Origin of the sequence: Micromonospora taraxaci (assembly GCF_007830095.1) — a bacterium.
GTDB classification, from domain to species: Bacteria; Actinomycetota; Actinomycetes; order Mycobacteriales; family Micromonosporaceae; genus Micromonospora; species Micromonospora taraxaci.
Genome location: NZ_VIWZ01000001.1, coordinates 904,644 through 919,722, shown reverse-complemented (window position 1 = coordinate 919,722; position 15,079 = coordinate 904,644). Strand labels below are relative to the sequence as shown.

Below are 15,079 nucleotides of genomic sequence, written 5' to 3'. Positions count from 1 at the left end.
ACAAACCGTCGGCAAGACCGGCTTTACGCAGTTCCGGGCTGGCTGGCGAGGCCGCCGCTACCATCGGCGCAACCGGGGTACGCGACACCGAGCCGTACGGCGGTAGCTTTCCACCGATCGGAGAATGGTGACGATTCCCGACGTGCCGCATGATGCGAATAGCTCGAACGCTGACGAGGAGTTCGATATGGCTGGCGCCGGTCCGACGGATCTTGACTTGCACGTCGACCGCCTGGAAATGGCACGTCGAATAGCCCGGGAGATGATCGAGTCCGATCACCTGGCGTTGGAGCTGGCCGTCCGGCAGCGCCCCCAGTGCTGGTCCCGCCGCCCGGTCGGCCACAGCGCCCGCGCCGACGCAACGGGTCACTGACCTAAGCCTCTGTTTCCAGTTCACCGCCCCAGGCCTCCACCGTACCGGTGCTGATCTTGGCTTTGCCGATCCTGTGTGCGACGCTTCGGCGGTGACTGACCTCGGCATCCGTGCGGCTACCTCGGCTGATTCCGAATTCCTGGTCGACATGCTCGTGGAGGCCGTGAACTGGCTGCCCGAGCGCAACTGGTCCCGCGAAGAGATCCTGGCGAACCCTGCGCTGGCCCACTATGTCGCCGGCTGGATGCGGCCAGACGACTTCGGCCTGGTTGCGGTGGACCCGACTGATCGGCCGGTCGGCGCGGCCTGGTTCCGATTCCTGACCGCCGCCGATCCGGGCTACGGGTACGTGAGTGACGACGTTCCAGAGCTGACCATCGGCGTGGTGGAATCCTGGAGGGGTCGGGGTGTGGGCCGGGTGCTTCTGCGCGCTGTTCTGGACGCCGCACGAGCACGCGGCATCCGCACCGTGTCGCTGAGCGTGGAGCGGGCGAACTTCGCCGCGAGGCTGTACGCCGCCGAAGGGTTCCGCACTGTCGAGTCGTTCGAGGACGCGGACACGATGGTCGCTGAGATCGAGGGCTGACCCCGCTCGCTCAGCAGCGGATACTTCGCTCATGACTCTGGCACCGTCACGCACCCACCTCGTTGACGCGCGCTCATCCTTCCTGGTGCTGGCCGGCTGGTACGTGGCCGTCGTCGTGTCGTTCGGCCTGTTCCTCAGCACGCTTTCCGGGTCGGTCCCCGCAGGCTGCGGCGAGGTATGCGACTCCGAACGGTCGCGGGCGCTGCTCTTCGGGCTCTACGTGGCCACGCCCGCGCTGTTCCTCGCGTTGCTGGTCAGCCTGGCGATGCTCGCGGTGCTCGTCTCCCGCGCCCGGATCCGCTCGTCGGCAGTGGTGGGCACGCTGTCCGCGGTGCTTCCGCTGGTCGTCTGCGGCCTCCTCGCCGTCAGCCTCTGAGCGCCACCGCTCGCATCAGATCAGCCGCTGGATGCGGATCTTCGGACGTTCGTTCCGCAGGTGGCCGTGTTTGTGCTGGCGAATCTGCTCGTCCCAGACTTCCTGGTCGTAATCGGGCTCTGGCGGGATCCACCTGTGGGAGCCGTCGCTGTAGTGGAACTTCTCGTCACCCGCACGAAGGATGCTCATCGGGTCCAACCGAGGAAGCGGTAGTGCAGACGGCCGGCGGGAACGTGGGCCAGGTCCTGGGCGGCATCAACCAACTGGGCGGCCAGGTAAAGGGCAAGTGACACCGGCGCCCTGTCGTACTCCGCTTGCAACTCTCGGCGGCGGGTGTCGCATGGCCAGTCCGCACCGCAACCAGCGCAGATCCAAGCCGGGGTGATCGCGAGGTGGCTCGTCATTGAGTTCCGTCCTGACTCGGCCAGTGACGGCTACTAATCGGGATGCGGTGGCGACTTCTGCATGGCAGGTCTGCACCGCAGCGACAGATGCGTCGCCAGTGCCGCCAGGACCAGATGGGTCGGTGGCGGCGCGTCAGGGTGAGCGCCACTGCGATGACGTACTCGTCGTACGACACGCGCCGCTGGGCGCTATTCAATCCCGGCTGCCCAGCACCGGAATTCCTGGCAGCGCCCGCAGTTGCGGCAGTTGCACCGTTCGGTCTTGTCACGATGCCTCCCGCCGACGACTGGGGTTCCGTGGGCACCCGGTCAGCCGTGTCCGGAGACAGGGCACCCACGGCAGGACGACCCGGCCGCCAAGCTGGGTAGCCCCACAAGCAACTTAGGACGCAATGTGCGCAGGGTCAACAGCTACGACACATAGCGTTGTAAGTTGAGCCAGAGATGTGGTCTGCTTGCACCAGCCGCCAAGCTGGGAGCACCACCTATGTCTGAAGCCGCGTACCTACAGGTCGCCCGAGATATCCGCGAGCAGATCAGCTCCGGCCAGTTGAAGCCGGGCGACAAGCTGCCGTCCTTCGCCGCACTGTGCGAGCACTACGACGTCAGCAACACGGTGATCCGCGCGTCCATGCTTCTACTCAAAGCCGAGGGCTTGATCGACGGCCGGCAGGGCAAGGGCGTCTACGTCGCCAACCCGCTCCCCCGATAGGCCCCGAAGGCCGCCGTTGGCCCAACTGGGTCGTCAGCGTCAGGCCGACCATGCCTGGACGACATCGCCAGGTCCCCAGACCAGGTCCACGGCTCCAGCCGGGAGGTCGACTCCGGAGCGGCTGACCACGACCAGGCCACTGACCCCGGGCTGGAAACCCGGAATGAGCGGGGCGTCACGCCGTAGCTCGTCGAGATGGTGCCGGTCGAACGGTCCGTCCTGCCATTTGATGGAGCCGGCGAAGGCGATGCGGGAAGCGATCGGGGCTCGATCGGCTCCGACAAGATCGATCTCAGGGTTGGACTGCCGGTTCCACCAGCCGCCGACTTCCCACGTGTCGGTCCAGGGCAAACCGCCGTCGCCGGCGGAGATGGCGAGCGCATCGCGGATGATCGGCTCGACGGCGTTGCCCCGCCAGGAAGACCACCGACTGTCGAGGATCGCGCGAGCAGCCGCTGACCGGTCGCGCAGAACCAGTTGATGTACGTCGCGCAGAATGGCCAGATACAGGCGCAGGTTGCTGTCGGCGATCCGGTACTGCGCCAGTTTGCTGGGCTTCGTGGACAGCGGCTTGTCGACAGCGAGGACCTGTTTCTCCTCGACGAGCCGGTGAAGCAGCGGGGAAAGGGTGCCGGAGCTGACCGGGCCGCCGCGGTCGCCCGCGGCAGCGGCGATGTTGCTGAATGTGCGGCTGCCTGCCCCGCCGACCGCTTCCAAGATGCGCCGGGCAGTGTCGGGGGCGGGAAATTCCGAAGCCAGGGACTGTTCGGGGACGGTGAACAAGGCTGACGTCTTGTTGGCAATCTCCTCACTCAGGAACTCGGCGGGAGGCGTTCCCGGGATCCACTCCAGGGCGACACCGGGCAGCCCGCCGGTGATCAGATGCGCATCGATCGCGTCCGCACCGCTCAAACCGGTCACGGCAGCGGTTTCGGCAGGATTGAACGGGCCGAGGACCATGTTCGTGGCCCTGCCGTAGAACGGGCGGTCGTACTCGGTGAACCGCTGCATCATGTGCAGATCACTGCCGAGCAGGAGCAACAGCACTGGCTTGCTGGAGATGAGCCGGTCCCAGGCCACCTGAAGGTGCCCGTCGAACGTGGTGTCCTGCTCGGAGATCCAGGGCAACTCATCGAGGACGACCACACTGGGCGTGTCGGGCAGAACACCCGCCAGGACCCGCAGCATGTCTCCCCAGCCACCGGCCGGTGGCTGGGACGGCAGAAGGTTACGACCACCAGAGTCGAGCAGAGACGAGTCGCGCAGGGCACCGAGGAAGTAGTCGACGGCTTCGATACTCGATGCGCCTTTGACCGCGGTGTAGAAGCAGTACGGCAGATCGACCCGGTCACACAACTCCTGCACCAGCCGCGACTTGCCCACCTGCCGGCGACCGCGGATGGCGACAGCGCGGCCCCCTCCGGTGCGCTTCACATGATCGAGCTGCTTGGTGAGCAGGTCGAGTTCGGTGCGCCGACCGACGAACATCGACCCTCCCGAAGCTAGATTGAATCTTACTTCGAAGCAGTCTACCTAGAAGTTGGCCCGACATCCCGGAGGCATCGAGACGTTAGCGCCATCTCGCCCAACACCCGATCCTCGAACCGGGCCAGCCCGCCCAGCGGCACGGCGCTAGAGGTCCACGTCCACTGCATCTGGACGGTGATGGACAGGAGGTTCCGTTGCACGGCACTGCTTCAATTGCGTCATGAGCATTGATCCAACGGTTGCTGTTGCCGTAATCGCAGCGACTACGGCCTTAGTCGGATACCTTCTCAGCAACGCCGCGACAAGGCGCACGGAGAGAGCTCAGAGATATGCAGAGGCGCTGGAGATGGTGGAGCGTTACCGGCAGCTCCCTTACACATTTCTGCGACTGCACGATGAGACACCCGAGACTCGGGCCAACCTCGCCGAGATCCTCGGAGACACGCAGAAGTCCCTGTCTTTCTATCGTCGCTGGCTCACGTTGGAGTCCACCGAGATCGGCGCGGCATACGACAATCTGGTAGACAAGGTGAGAGAAAGGAACAGCGAGTTCAGAAAAGATGCCTTATCAAGGCCAGCTCCCGCTGCGGACGTCGACATAGAGGCCGGGTACCTGTACACGTTCGACGACAGGGCGGAGCGGCTGGCATGCATCAAGCTAATGCGGAAGAACCTGGGACTCCTCAGGAACTTGCTTTAGGAGGAGGAAATCCAGCACTCGTACATCCAGCTGCCAGCCCAGCAGTTGGTGCTGCCCAGCCAGCTTGTTCACCCCTTCGGCAGGGCTACCAACCCAGGCGGCACCGGCCGCGACGAATATGGCTAGATTTGAGCATCAGACTGCGAGTCCCACCAGCGCGGCCCGTAATCTGGCGTGTCCGGATTGGCGAAGTAGAACGGCACCCCGATGCTGCTCGCTGCCGCCTGGCCCTTCTCGACAGCTTCAGCGGCTTCCGGCCATGGCGGAACCTCGCCTCTGAACAAGCGGATATCACTGCCGTGGCGGAACCCCGCTAGTGGCAACTCGTCGAAGCAGGGGTGGTGGCAGCTTGGCCGTCGCACAATTGCGTACAGCCTGACAAACCAGCCTTGGGTGTCTCCATCCCACAGAGCCTCCAAGGCAACGACCGGCTCCGTAACCGCCGTGACCGCCTCGACCAACTGCGGTACCTCGATGGCCGGCTCCTCGGGCTCAACCAAGCCCGCTGCGCGAAGCTGCGCCGAACGCGCAAGCATCATGTCCTGGGCTTCGTACAGACCCGGCTGAGGCTCAAGGCCGCCGTCCGAGCGCAACAGCTTCACGGCATGTATCAGTTGCCGCTGCCGAAGGTGCTCGTCGATCCGATCGCGCACCGGCGAGGACAGCGAAGCCCACCACGAACCCTGTTCCTTCATGACCCCAGTCTCGAAGAAGGCCATACAGCTACTTCCAGCGGAAGTGGACGAAGAGGCGGCCGAAGTTCTTCGAGTCCTTCTCCACCCGGTGGTAGAGCTGCTTGACGTCCTTCTGGTCGAGGAACCGCAGCACGCGCTTCTTGAGCTGGCCGGACCCCTTGCCGGGAATGATCTCGACGAGGGTGGCCTTCTTCGCCACCGCCTCGTCCATGATCCCGCGCAGCGCGCGGTCGATGTCCTGGCCCTTGTTGAAGATGTCGTGCAGGTCCAGCTTGAGCTTCATGCCGCAGCCCCCGGCCGGTCAGGTCCCATGTCCGCCATCCTAGGCACGCCGGACGGCAGGCCCACCAGACGACCGGGGCCGCCCACCGAACGACCAGGGACAGCCGCCGGACAACGAAGGGGCGGCCCCGGAGGACCGCCCCTGCCACGTCACCGGTTCACGCCTTAGCGTGTGCCGCCCACTCGGGTCTCCACCCGCTCCAGCGCGGTCCGGTAGTCGTCGTTCGTCGCGTACATCGCGGCGGCGATCCGCAGGTGCCGCAGCGCGTCGTTGTGCCGGTTCAGCCGCTCCAGCGTCCGACCGAGCACGTGGTGCGCGTAGTGGTCGCTGGGGTCCCGGTCGATCAGTTCCCGAAGGTGCTCCTCGGCCCGGTTGAGCTGGGCCGACTGGAAGTACGCCCGGGCCAGCAGTTGCCGAACGGCCGCGTTGCCGGGTTCGGCGTCGACGATCGGCTCCAGCAGTCGGGCTGCTCCGTTCGGGTCACCGGTTTCGAAGAACATGGTCGCCCGCCGGTAGTCCGCCAGAAGATCCATCTGCCCCACCCCCTCGGTCGCACCGTCACCTGTTCCGACGCTGGCACAACACCGGACGTTTGGCGACTGTTCCCGGGAGTCGAGAAGGGGTCAGGTGCGGGCGTCCCGACGTCCGGCGGAAAGCTCCCAAGCACGGACACCGCCGACGATTCCGGCGGTGTTCGGCACCACTACCACGTCGTCGCCCATCCGGGCGAGCTGCTCGGGCCGGATCAGTCGGGAGTTGCCCCCGCCCAGGTAGAGCCGGTCCCACCGGAACACCGGGCGCAGCCCGTCCACCACCTGCCGGATCCGGCGGGACCAGAAGGCGTCGCCGAGTCGCCGGCGTTCCGGCTCACCCACGTACGTGTCGTAGGTGGTGCCCCACCGCACCGGCGCGTGCGACAGCTCCAGGTGCGGAGCGAGCACCCCGCCGTCGAAGAGCGCGCTGCCCAGCCCGGTCCCCAGGGTCAGCACCAGTTCGCAGCCGGTGCCGGCGACCACCCCGGCGCCGTGCACCTCGGCGTCGTTGAGCACCAGCGCCGGCACCCCGAAGGCGTCCGCGAGGGCGCCCCGCGCGTCCCAGCCGGACCACTCGGCGAGCAGGTCCGGGTCGACGCGACTGCGGGGGCCGCTGCGGGTCACGTAGTGCGGCGTGGCGACCACCACCCCGTGCCGGATCATCCCGGGTACGCCGACGGTGAGCCGGTCCGCCGTCGGCAGGCGTCCGCCCAGATCCAGCAGGGTCGAGACGAAGAGCGCAGGCGGCAAGGGGTACGGGGTGGGCACCCGCAACGGTCGGGCCCGCATCGTGCCCGCCTCGTCCAGCACGGAGGCCTTGATGCCTCCGCCGCCGCAGTCGATCGCCAGTGTGGTCACCACGCCGTTGAGTCTGCCCGCTGCCGTCGGATCGTATGCCGGCAGCCGGATAGGCTGCCGTCCTGATGAGCGCCACGATGATCGTCAAGGACCTGGCCGCCGGGCACGGCGACCGCTCACTCTTCGCCGGTTTGGACCTGGTTGTCGCCCCCGGCGACGTGATCGGCCTGGTCGGGCCGAACGGGGCCGGCAAGTCGACGCTGCTGCGTACCCTCGCCGGGTTGTTGCCGGTCGAGGCCGGCAGCGTCCGGATCAGCCCGCCCACCGCGACTGTCGGGCACCTGCCGCAGGAGCCGGAACGGCGACCGGGTGAGACGGTGCGTGACTTCCTGGCCCGACGGACCGGGGTGACCGCCGCGCAGGCGGCGTTGGACGCGGCGACCGAGGCGTTGACCGCCGGGACGGCGGGCGCCGACGACGCGTACGGCGACGCCCTGGAGCGCTGGCTCGCCCTCGGCGGCGCGGACCTGGACGAGCGCGCGGAGCAGGTGAGCGCCGACCTGGGTCTGGCGGTCGACCTGGACCACGCCATGACCGGGTTGTCCGGCGGTCAGGCGGCCCGGGCGGGGCTGGCGTCGCTGCTGCTCAGCCGGTACGACGTGTTCCTGCTCGACGAGCCGACCAACGACCTGGACCTGGCCGGGTTGGAGCGGCTGGAGGAGTTCGTCACCGGGCTGCGTGCCGGCACGGTACTGGTCAGCCACGACCGAGAGTTCCTGACCCGCACGGTGACTCGGGTGTTGGAGCTGGACCTGCCGCAGCAGCAGGTCAACCACTACGGCGGTGGCTACGCGGCCTACCTGGAGGAGCGCGAGGTGGCGCGTCGGCACGCCCGCGCGGACTTCGAGGAGTACGCGGACACGAAGGCCGGCCTGGAGGCGCGGGCGCGCACCCAGCGTGGCTGGATGGAGAAGGGCGTGAAGAACGCCCGTCGCAAGGCCACCGACAACGACAAGATCGGTCGTAAGTTCCGCAGCGAGGCGAGTGAGAAGCAGGCCGCCAAGGCCAAGCAGACCGAGCGGTTGATCGAACGGCTCGACGTGGTCGAGGAGCCCCGCAAGGAGTGGGAGCTCCGAATGGAGATCGCCGCCGCGCCCCGCGCCGGCGCCGTCGTGGCCACGCTGCGAGGTGCCGTGGTACGCCGAGGCGGGTTCACCCTCGGCCCGGTCGACCTCCAGATCGACTGGGCGGACCGGGTCGCGGTCACCGGGGCGAACGGCTCCGGCAAGTCCACCCTGCTGGCCGCGCTGCTCGGCCGGCTTGCGCTGGACGCCGGCACCGCCTCACTCGGGCCCGGCGTCGTTGTCGGTGAGGTGGACCAGGCCCGCGGGTTGTTCCTCGGCGACGCGCCGCTGATCGACGCGTTCCACGCTGCCGTACCCCACATGTCGCCCGCCGACGCGCGGACCCTGCTGGCGAAGTTCGGGCTGCGGGCGGCGCACGTGCCCCGCCCGGCGGCCACCCTCTCCCCCGGTGAGCGGACCCGGGCGGCGTTGGCCCTGCTCCAGGGCCGTGGAGTCAACCTGCTGGTGCTCGACGAGCCCACCAACCACCTGGACCTGCCCGCCATCGAACAGCTCGAATCGGCACTGGCCACCTACCCCGGAACGCTGCTGCTGGTCACCCACGACCGGCGGATGCTGGCCGCCATCGAGACCAACCGGCGACTGCGGGTCGACGGCGGGCGGATCGCCGAGGATTGATCCGGGTCCGCGGGCCGCTGCGGGGTGAGAATGACGCCATGCTCAAGTGGGAGTACGCCCTGCTGGTCCGCCGCCGCCAGGCGGCGACCAACGACCTCGGCTGGGAGGTCGTGTTCGTCTGGTATGGCCCGGACGGCTCGATGGTCGACGTGACGCCCTACGGCGACACCTCGCTGGCCCACCTGAACCGGGCCGGCGACCAGGGCTGGGAGCTGGTCGCGATGAGCGAGGACCCGTCCCTGCCCGGCAACCATGAGTTGCACCGCTATCACCTCAAGCGGCCGAAGCCGGCCGACCCGCCGCCCCGCCAGCGCATGCGCGGGGGCCGCCGCACCCTCTCCGGCTGACGTGCCGCCGCCGGGCCCGGCATGCCCTGTGCGCGGGCCCGCCGCACGCCCTCCGGCTGACCCGCTGCCGCCGGGCCGGCATGCCCTGATGAGCGTGATTCCGCTGTGGCATCTAGATGCCACAGCGGAATCAGCCTCGTTCCGGTCCCGGCCCCGCCGGGACCGGCTGGTGCACGGCGGCGCGACGGATCGATCCGGAGATCGGGGCATACCGGGCGCGATTGCGGGTATCGCGCGGCGGGAGGTGGCCCGAATGGTCGCTTTGGCACAGACTCCGCCCTCGGCCGACCGGCTACGGGCGATCGACGATTTCCTCGCTCAGGCGTGGGCGGACCAGGTCCGGCACGACGACCGGCTGCGGGACCTGGCGGTGGAGGTGCGGTTCGACCGGGGGGTGGCCCACCTCAGCGGGGACGTTGCCGAACCCGGCGAGTTACGGCTGGTACGCGACCTGGTGGGGCGACTGGCCGGCGTCTACGGCGTCTGGTGCCGGGTCGGCATCGGCGGACGGGCGCCGGTGGTGGTGGACCTCGGTTGCGGGCCGACCAAGCAGTGGTCGAGCAACCTGGGTCTGGACATCTATCCCGCGCCGGGGGTGAACGCGGTAGCGGACCTGTCCGGCTCCCTGCCGCTGGCGGACAACTCGGTGGACGTCCTCTTCGCGGTGCACATCCTGGAGCACCTGATCGACTTCCTGCCGCTGGTGGACGAGTGCCACCGGGTGTTGCGGCCGGGTGGCGTCCTGCACGTGATGAGCCCCTGGTGGGGGCACGTGAACGCGGTGGCCGACCCGACCCACGTCCGGTTGATGGACGTGCAGACGTTCAAGGGGATCTGCCAGGGCCGGCCGCCGGGCACCCCGCGGTGGTACCCGCTGCACGCGGGCTGCGACGGCGCCTCGATCTTCGCCGACCTGACCCCACTCCCCCCGGACGGCGACCTGGCATCCAAACCGCACCTGGCCCGCTTCTTCGACTAGGGAGTCCTCGTGGACTCGCGCAGTTCCAGGCGGTAGGGAGCGGAGAGCGCTTTTGCGGGGGCGGCCCGGTCGCCGTCCAGGCGGTTGGCCAGGAGTTCGACAGCCAGGTGGGCGATCCGCTCCTTGTCCGGCGCGACGGTGCTCAGGGTGGGGATGGAGAACCTGCCGTCCTCGATGTCGTCGAAGCCGACCACTGCCACGTCCTCGGGCACGCGCAGACCAGCCTCGTGGAGTGCGCGCAGGGCACCGAGGGCCAGCGTGTCGTTGAAGCAGAAGACGGCGTCGGGGCGTACCCCCGAGGTGAGCAGGCCCCGCATCGCGGCCGCACCGTCGGCGCGGTGCCAGGCCGACGCGGGCGCCACCAGGGCCTCGTCGTAGTCGAGCCCAGCGGCGCGCAGCGCGTCGGCGTAGCCGGCCAGGCGCAGTCGGGCGCTGGCGCCCTCGTCGGTGCGCTGGGAGCCGATGGCCGCGATCCGGCGGTGGCCGAGCTTGATCAGGTGGTCGGTGATCTCCCGGGCCGCGGTCACGTTGTCGATCACCACGCGGTCGGCAGGGCCATGCTCGACCCGCTCGCCGAGCAGCACCATCGGCGTGCCGTCCAGGCCGGCCAGGTCCTCGGCGGTGAGCGCCAACGGGCTGAAGATGAGCCCGTCGATCAGGTGGTCGGTGATGCCGGAGGCGACCACCCGTTCCTGCTCACGCCGGCCGCCGGTCTGGTCGATGAGCACCGTCCATCCGTACGCGGCGGCGGCGGTGACCACGTGGCGGGCCAGCTCGGCGAAGTACGGGATGTCCAGTTCCGGTACGGCCAACGCGATCACGCCGGTGCGGCCCTTGCGCAGGTGCCGGGCGGAGAGGTTGGGCCGGTAGTTGAGCTCGGCGATCGCCTCTTCGACGCGGGCCCGGGTGTCCGGCCGGACGTGCACGTAGCCGTTGACGACGTTGGAGACGGTCTTGACCGACACCCCGGCGCGCTCGGCCACGTCCTTGAGCCTGTGCCGCACTTCGCAACCTCCCCGATGTAACCCAGCGCACCATACCTCGCCGCCAGCTCTTTACAACGTTGACTACAACGTTGTAGAAACGATGGACACCGGGTGAACGGTGACTGCGCTCACCCGGGCATCGGCAATGAGGAAAGGTGGCACCCCCTTGCGGACCGCGCAGCTGACGATCGACCCGGCCTTCTCCATCGGCCCGGCCGACCGACGCCTCTTCGGCTCCTTCGTGGAGCACATGGGGCGGTGCGTCTACGGCGGCATCTACGAGCCCGGCCACCCCAGCGCCGACTCCCGCGGCCTGCGCCGCGACGTGCTCGACCTGACCCGTGAGCTGGGCGTCTCGGTGGTCCGCTACCCGGGTGGCAACTTCGTCTCCGGCTACCGCTGGGAGGACGGGGTGGGCCCGGTCGGCGACCGGCCGCGCCGGCTCGACCTGGCCTGGAAGACGATCGAGACCAACGCGTTCGGGCTGGACGAGTTCATGACCTGGGCCGCCGAGGCGGGCGTCGAACCGATGATGGCGGTCAACCTCGGCACACGCGGCGTCCAGGAGGCCCTGGACCTGCTGGAGTACGCCAACCACCCGGGCGGCACGGAACTCTCCGACCTGCGACGCAAGCACGGCGCCGAGGACCCGTACGGGGTGCGGCTGTGGTGCCTGGGCAACGAGATGGACGGCCCCTGGCAGGTGGGCCACAAGACCGCCGACGAATACGGCCGCCTCGCCGCCGAGGCCGCCCGCGCGATGAAGATGATCGACCCGTCGGTCAGCCTGATCGCCTGCGGCAGCTCCAACCGGCGGATGCCCACCTTCGCCGCCTGGGAGGCGACGGTGCTGGAGCACACCTACGAGCACGTCGACTACATCTCGGCGCACACCTACTACGACCCGTCCGACGGTGACCAGGCGAGCATCCTGGCCTCGGCCGTCGACATGGACAACTTCATCACCGAGGTCGTCGCCACCGCCGACCACGTGGCCGCCAAGCAGCGGCAGAAGCGCAAGCTGAAGATCTCCTTCGACGAGTGGAACGTCTGGTACGAGTCCCGCCTCCAGGCCGACCTGGACCGGCGCGGCTGGGTCGAGGCCCCGGCGCTGATCGAGGACGACTTCACGGCTGTCGACGCGGTGGTCGTCGGCGACCTGCTGATCACCCTGCTGCGCCACGCGGACCGGGTCGGGGTGGCCGCGCAGGCCCAGTTGGCCAACGTGATCGCGCCGATCCGCACCCGCAACGGCGGCCCGGCCTGGCGGCAGAGCATCTTCCACCCGTTCGCGCTGACCGCCCGGTACGCCCGGGGCACCGTGCTGCGCACCGACCCGGTGTCGCCGCGCTACGACACGAAGAGGTACGGGGACGTGCCGGTGCTCGACACCGTCGCCGTGCACGACGAGGAGACCGGCGAGCTGACCGTCTTCGCGGTCAACCGCGACACCACGGACCTCCCGCTGGAGATCGACCTGCGCGGTCTGCCAGGACTATCCGGTTACTCCTTCCAGAGCATCGCTGCCGGGTCTGACCCGTCGGCGACCAACACCGAGGCGGAGCCCGACCGGGTGACGCCCCGGGAGCTGCCCACCCCCACCCCCGACGGCGGCCGGTGCACAGTGCGCCTGCCCGCCGTGTCCTGGAGCGTGCTGCGCTTCGGCCCGGCCAACGCCTAGGTGCCGCACCGGTTCTGAGCAGGCACAATTCATCCCGTCCCCCTTCAAGGAGAGATAAAGCATGATCCAGAACGACATGAGCCGGCGTCGCCTGCTCGGCCTCGGTCTCGGACTCGGCGCTGCCGCCTCGCTGACCCTCGCGGGCTGCGGCGGAGGCGACGACAGCGCCTCCGGCCCGGCCGCCGGCAACGGCGGCAAGGAGTACACCGGCCCGAAGGTGGACCTGAAGCTGTGGAACGGCTTCACCGGCGGCGACGGCGACATCTTCAAGGCGCTGGTGAACCAGTTCAACACCGAGCACCAGAACATCGCCGTCTCGATCGCCACGTACCAGTGGGAGGACTACTACAACAAGCTCCCCGGTGCGGCCTCCAGCGGCAACGGTCCGGACATCGCGGTCATGCACATGGACCAGCTCGCCACCTTCGCCGCCCGCGGCGTGATCACCGAGCTGGACGACGTGGCCAAGACCCTGGAGCTCTCCGAGGGTGACTTCGCCCCCACGGTGTGGAAGGGCGGGCTCTACAACAACAAGCGGTACGGCATCCCGCTGGACATGCACCCGCTGGGCTTCTACTACAACAAGGCCGTCATGCAGAAGGCCGGTCTGGACCCGAACAAGCCGCCGACCACCAAGGACGACTACACGGCGGCCCTGGTCGAGCTGAAGAAGGCCGGCGTGCAGGGCTTCTGGGTCAGCCCGTTCCAGTTCACCGGCGGTATGACCTTCTACTCCCTGCTCAACCAGTGGGGCGGCACCCTCTTCGACGCCGAGGTCTCCAAGGCGACCTTCAACTCGGACCCGGCCGTCGAGGCCTGCACCTGGCTGGTCGACATGATCAAGCAGGGTTACTCGCCGGCCAACGTCGGTCAGGACGCCGACTACCTGTCGTTCAAGAGCAACAAGAACGCCTTCACCTGGAACGGCATCTGGCAGATCAACGACCTCAAGAAGAGCCCCGAGGTCCAGTGGGGTGTCGCGCCGCTCCCGCAGATCGGCAGCAAGCCGGCGGCGTGGGCCAACTCGCACAACTTCACCATCGTGAAGCAGCGGGCCAACAACGCCAACAAGGTCGCCGGGGCGAAGGTCTTCATCAACTGGCTGAGCGAGCACTCGCTGGACTGGGCCAAGGGCGGGCAGATCCCGGCCCGTAAGGCCGTCCGTGAGGGTGCCGAGTTCAAGGCGCTGCCGGAGATCTCGGCGCTCGCCCCGGAGCTGGAGTACGCGGCCTTCCCGCCGGCGGCGCCGGGTCTGGGCGAGGTCATGACGACCTTCTACAACTCGTTCAACGAGGCCGCGCTGGGCAAGAAGTCGCCCAAGCAGGCGCTGGACGACGGCGTGGCGAAGGCCAACAAGCAGCTTGAGGACAACCGCAAGAAGTACGGGAGCTGATAACCCGTGGCGGACGTGATCGAGGTCGGGGCGGCGCGCGGTGACGCGCCGCCCCCGGCGGCCACAGCAGCCCGCCGGGCCGCCTCGGCGGGTCGGACCAGACGGGCGACGCCATACCTGTTCCTCGCCCCGTACCTGGTCCTGTTCGGGGTCTTCGGCCTGCTGCCGATCATCCTGGGTCTCTGGCTGAGCGTGCACCAGTGGGACTTCCAGCTGCCCAACCGGCCGTTTGTCGGGTTGGACAACTACAAGCAGTTGTTCTCCAGCGACTCCGCCGTCTACGGCGACTGGTGGCAGAGCGTCCGGGCCACCGCGATCTTCACGGTGCTGTCGGTGCCGCTGCTGGTGGTCGTACCCCTCGGGTTGGCTCTGCTGTTGAACCGCTCCTTCCCGGGCCGGACCTTCTTCCGGGCGATCTACTTCGCACCGTATGTCCTGGGTGTGGCGGTGATCGGCCTGCTCTGGCGGTTCCTGCTCGACGCCAACCTGGGTCTGGTCAACCGGCTCCTGGGCGTGGTCGGGTTGCCGTCGGACACCCCCTGGGTGACCAACATGCCCTGGGCGTGGATCTCACTGGTCGGGGTGACCGTCTGGTGGACGTCTGGCTTCAACGCGGTGATCTACCTGGCCGGTCTGCAGGACATCTCGCCGGAGCTGTACGAGGCGGCCCGGATGGACGGCGCGAACGCGTGGCAGCGGTTCCGCAACGTGACACTGCCCGGCCTGCGTCCGGTGCTGCTCTTCGTGATCACCACGACCGTGCTCGCCTCGGCGAACATGTTCGGCCAGTCGTTCCTGATCACCCAGGGGACGCCCGGCACGGAGACCCGCACCGTGGTGTGGTTCATCGTCGAGGAGGGCCTACGGAACAACAACGCCGGTCGTGCCGCCGCGATGAGCATCGTGTTCGCCCTGATGCTGGCGGTCGTGAGCATCGCCAACTTCCGCCTCTTCCGCTACCGGGAAGACTGAGGGGACCGCC

General features: G+C 68.5%; 18 protein-coding genes. 11 read left to right on the top strand and 7 right to left on the bottom strand.

Annotation, left to right across the window (positions count from 1 at the left end; all coding sequences use genetic code 11):
* The first annotated feature begins 127 nt into the window (after positions 1–127).
* The 3 genes from FHU34_RS04375 to FHU34_RS04365 all read left to right on the top strand — a co-directional run bounded on the left by FHU34_RS04375 (position 128) and on the right by FHU34_RS04365 (position 1,335).
* The gene (locus FHU34_RS04375; protein WP_145778813.1) at positions 128–373 is read left to right on the top strand and encodes a hypothetical protein; all 246 of its coding nucleotides are present in this window, start codon (positions 128–130) and stop codon (positions 371–373) included.
* A gap of 91 nt (positions 374–464) precedes the next feature.
* Complete coding sequence (locus FHU34_RS04370) at positions 465–959, top strand: GNAT family N-acetyltransferase (protein WP_208744923.1); 495 nt, start codon at positions 465–467, stop codon at positions 957–959.
* 31 nt (positions 960–990) lie between these two features.
* Positions 991–1,335 (top strand): hypothetical protein, encoded by a 345-nt coding sequence (locus FHU34_RS04365; protein WP_145778812.1) that lies wholly within the window; start codon positions 991–993, stop codon positions 1,333–1,335.
* Positions 1,336–1,350: 15 nt separating this feature from the next.
* Here FHU34_RS04365 and FHU34_RS32830 read toward each other — a convergent pair whose 3' ends face one another.
* Positions 1,351–1,524, bottom strand: coding sequence for a hypothetical protein (locus FHU34_RS32830; protein ID WP_167524758.1), 174 nt, complete (start codon positions 1,522–1,524; stop codon positions 1,351–1,353).
* A gap of 702 nt (positions 1,525–2,226) precedes the next feature.
* On the opposite strand from FHU34_RS32830, the gene FHU34_RS04350 reads away from it, so the two are divergent.
* Positions 2,227–2,451: a winged helix-turn-helix domain-containing protein gene (locus FHU34_RS04350; protein WP_145778810.1), complete on the top strand. Its 225-nt coding sequence runs from the start codon at positions 2,227–2,229 to the stop codon at positions 2,449–2,451.
* A 39-nt stretch (positions 2,452–2,490) separates the two neighbouring features.
* Here the strand turns inward: FHU34_RS04350 and FHU34_RS04345 are convergent, their stop codons facing one another.
* A complete protein-coding gene (locus tag FHU34_RS04345) occupies positions 2,491–3,939 on the bottom strand; it encodes an ATP-binding protein (protein ID WP_145778809.1) in 1,449 nt (482 codons plus the stop codon).
* Between the two features lie 220 nt (positions 3,940–4,159).
* Here FHU34_RS04345 and FHU34_RS04340 point away from each other — a divergent pair, with 220 nt between their 5' ends.
* The gene (locus FHU34_RS04340) at positions 4,160–4,639 is read left to right on the top strand and encodes a hypothetical protein (RefSeq protein WP_145778808.1); all 480 of its coding nucleotides are present in this window, start codon (positions 4,160–4,162) and stop codon (positions 4,637–4,639) included.
* 122 nt (positions 4,640–4,761) lie between these two features.
* On the opposite strand, the gene FHU34_RS04335 is transcribed toward FHU34_RS04340, so the two are convergent.
* From FHU34_RS04335 to FHU34_RS04320, 4 genes are all read right to left on the bottom strand, one after another.
* Positions 4,762–5,334 carry a hypothetical protein gene (locus tag FHU34_RS04335; RefSeq protein ID WP_145778807.1) on the bottom strand — a complete coding sequence of 191 codons (573 nt, stop codon included), beginning with the start codon at positions 5,332–5,334 and terminating at the stop codon, positions 4,762–4,764.
* Between the two features lie 28 nt (positions 5,335–5,362).
* Positions 5,363–5,617 carry a Smr/MutS family protein gene (locus FHU34_RS04330; protein WP_088987488.1) on the bottom strand — a complete coding sequence of 85 codons (255 nt, stop codon included), beginning with the start codon at positions 5,615–5,617 and terminating at the stop codon, positions 5,363–5,365.
* A 164-nt stretch (positions 5,618–5,781) separates the two neighbouring features.
* The gene (locus FHU34_RS04325; RefSeq protein WP_145778806.1) at positions 5,782–6,150 is read right to left on the bottom strand and encodes a tetratricopeptide repeat protein; all 369 of its coding nucleotides are present in this window, start codon (positions 6,148–6,150) and stop codon (positions 5,782–5,784) included.
* A 90-nt stretch (positions 6,151–6,240) separates the two neighbouring features.
* Entirely contained in the window at positions 6,241–7,011 is a 771-nt protein-coding gene (locus FHU34_RS04320) for an ROK family protein (protein ID WP_088987486.1), read from the bottom strand.
* Positions 7,012–7,073: 62 nt separating this feature from the next.
* On the opposite strand from FHU34_RS04320, the gene FHU34_RS04315 reads away from it, so the two are divergent.
* From FHU34_RS04315 to FHU34_RS04305, 3 genes are all read left to right on the top strand, one after another.
* Positions 7,074–8,711: an ABC-F family ATP-binding cassette domain-containing protein gene (locus FHU34_RS04315; RefSeq protein WP_145778805.1), complete on the top strand. Its 1,638-nt coding sequence runs from the start codon at positions 7,074–7,076 to the stop codon at positions 8,709–8,711.
* 38 nt (positions 8,712–8,749) lie between these two features.
* Complete coding sequence (locus FHU34_RS04310) at positions 8,750–9,058, top strand: hypothetical protein (protein ID WP_124822832.1); 309 nt, start codon at positions 8,750–8,752, stop codon at positions 9,056–9,058.
* Between the two features lie 253 nt (positions 9,059–9,311).
* Positions 9,312–10,037, top strand: coding sequence for a methyltransferase domain-containing protein (locus FHU34_RS04305; RefSeq protein ID WP_145778804.1), 726 nt, complete (start codon positions 9,312–9,314; stop codon positions 10,035–10,037).
* Here FHU34_RS04305 and FHU34_RS04300 read toward each other — a convergent pair.
* Positions 10,034–11,041, bottom strand: a complete 1,008-nt coding sequence (locus tag FHU34_RS04300; RefSeq protein ID WP_145778803.1) for a LacI family DNA-binding transcriptional regulator — start codon at positions 11,039–11,041, stop codon at positions 10,034–10,036. The two genes, FHU34_RS04305 and FHU34_RS04300, sit on opposite strands and share 4 nt — an antisense overlap.
* A 148-nt stretch (positions 11,042–11,189) precedes the next feature.
* Between FHU34_RS04300 and arfA the strand changes: the two genes are divergently transcribed.
* The 3 genes from arfA (at position 11,190) to FHU34_RS04285 (ending at position 15,069) form a co-directional block, all read left to right on the top strand.
* Positions 11,190–12,704, top strand: a complete 1,515-nt coding sequence (gene arfA, locus FHU34_RS04295) for an arabinosylfuranosidase ArfA (protein ID WP_145778802.1) — start codon at positions 11,190–11,192, stop codon at positions 12,702–12,704.
* A gap of 61 nt (positions 12,705–12,765) precedes the next feature.
* Positions 12,766–14,097 carry an ABC transporter substrate-binding protein gene (locus FHU34_RS04290; protein ID WP_145778801.1) on the top strand — a complete coding sequence of 444 codons (1,332 nt, stop codon included), beginning with the start codon at positions 12,766–12,768 and terminating at the stop codon, positions 14,095–14,097.
* Positions 14,098–14,103: 6 nt separating this feature from the next.
* A complete protein-coding gene (locus FHU34_RS04285) occupies positions 14,104–15,069 on the top strand; it encodes a carbohydrate ABC transporter permease (RefSeq protein ID WP_145778800.1) in 966 nt (321 codons plus the stop codon).
* Positions 15,070–15,079 lie beyond the last annotated feature (10 nt).

Excerpts from the sequence above, each read along its gene's own strand:
- FHU34_RS04365 (WP_145778812.1), top strand. The coding sequence starts at position 991 with ATGACTCTGGCACCGTCACGCACCCACCTCGTTGACGCGCGCTCATCC.
- FHU34_RS32830 (WP_167524758.1), bottom strand. The coding sequence starts at position 1,524 with ATGAGCATCCTTCGTGCGGGTGACGAGAAGTTCCACTACAGCGACGGC.
- FHU34_RS04350 (WP_145778810.1), top strand. The coding sequence starts at position 2,227 with ATGTCTGAAGCCGCGTACCTACAGGTCGCCCGAGATATCCGCGAGCAG.
- FHU34_RS04345 (WP_145778809.1), bottom strand. The coding sequence starts at position 3,939 with ATGTTCGTCGGTCGGCGCACCGAACTCGACCTGCTCACCAAGCAGCTC.
- FHU34_RS04340 (WP_145778808.1), top strand. The coding sequence starts at position 4,160 with ATGAGCATTGATCCAACGGTTGCTGTTGCCGTAATCGCAGCGACTACG.
- FHU34_RS04335 (WP_145778807.1), bottom strand. The coding sequence starts at position 5,334 with ATGAAGGAACAGGGTTCGTGGTGGGCTTCGCTGTCCTCGCCGGTGCGC.
- FHU34_RS04330 (WP_088987488.1), bottom strand. The coding sequence starts at position 5,617 with ATGAAGCTCAAGCTGGACCTGCACGACATCTTCAACAAGGGCCAGGAC.
- FHU34_RS04325 (WP_145778806.1), bottom strand. The coding sequence starts at position 6,150 with ATGGATCTTCTGGCGGACTACCGGCGGGCGACCATGTTCTTCGAAACC.
- FHU34_RS04315 (WP_145778805.1), top strand. The coding sequence starts at position 7,074 with ATGAGCGCCACGATGATCGTCAAGGACCTGGCCGCCGGGCACGGCGAC.
- FHU34_RS04310 (WP_124822832.1), top strand. The coding sequence starts at position 8,750 with ATGCTCAAGTGGGAGTACGCCCTGCTGGTCCGCCGCCGCCAGGCGGCG.
- FHU34_RS04305 (WP_145778804.1), top strand. The coding sequence starts at position 9,312 with ATGGTCGCTTTGGCACAGACTCCGCCCTCGGCCGACCGGCTACGGGCG.
- FHU34_RS04290 (WP_145778801.1), top strand. The coding sequence starts at position 12,766 with ATGATCCAGAACGACATGAGCCGGCGTCGCCTGCTCGGCCTCGGTCTC.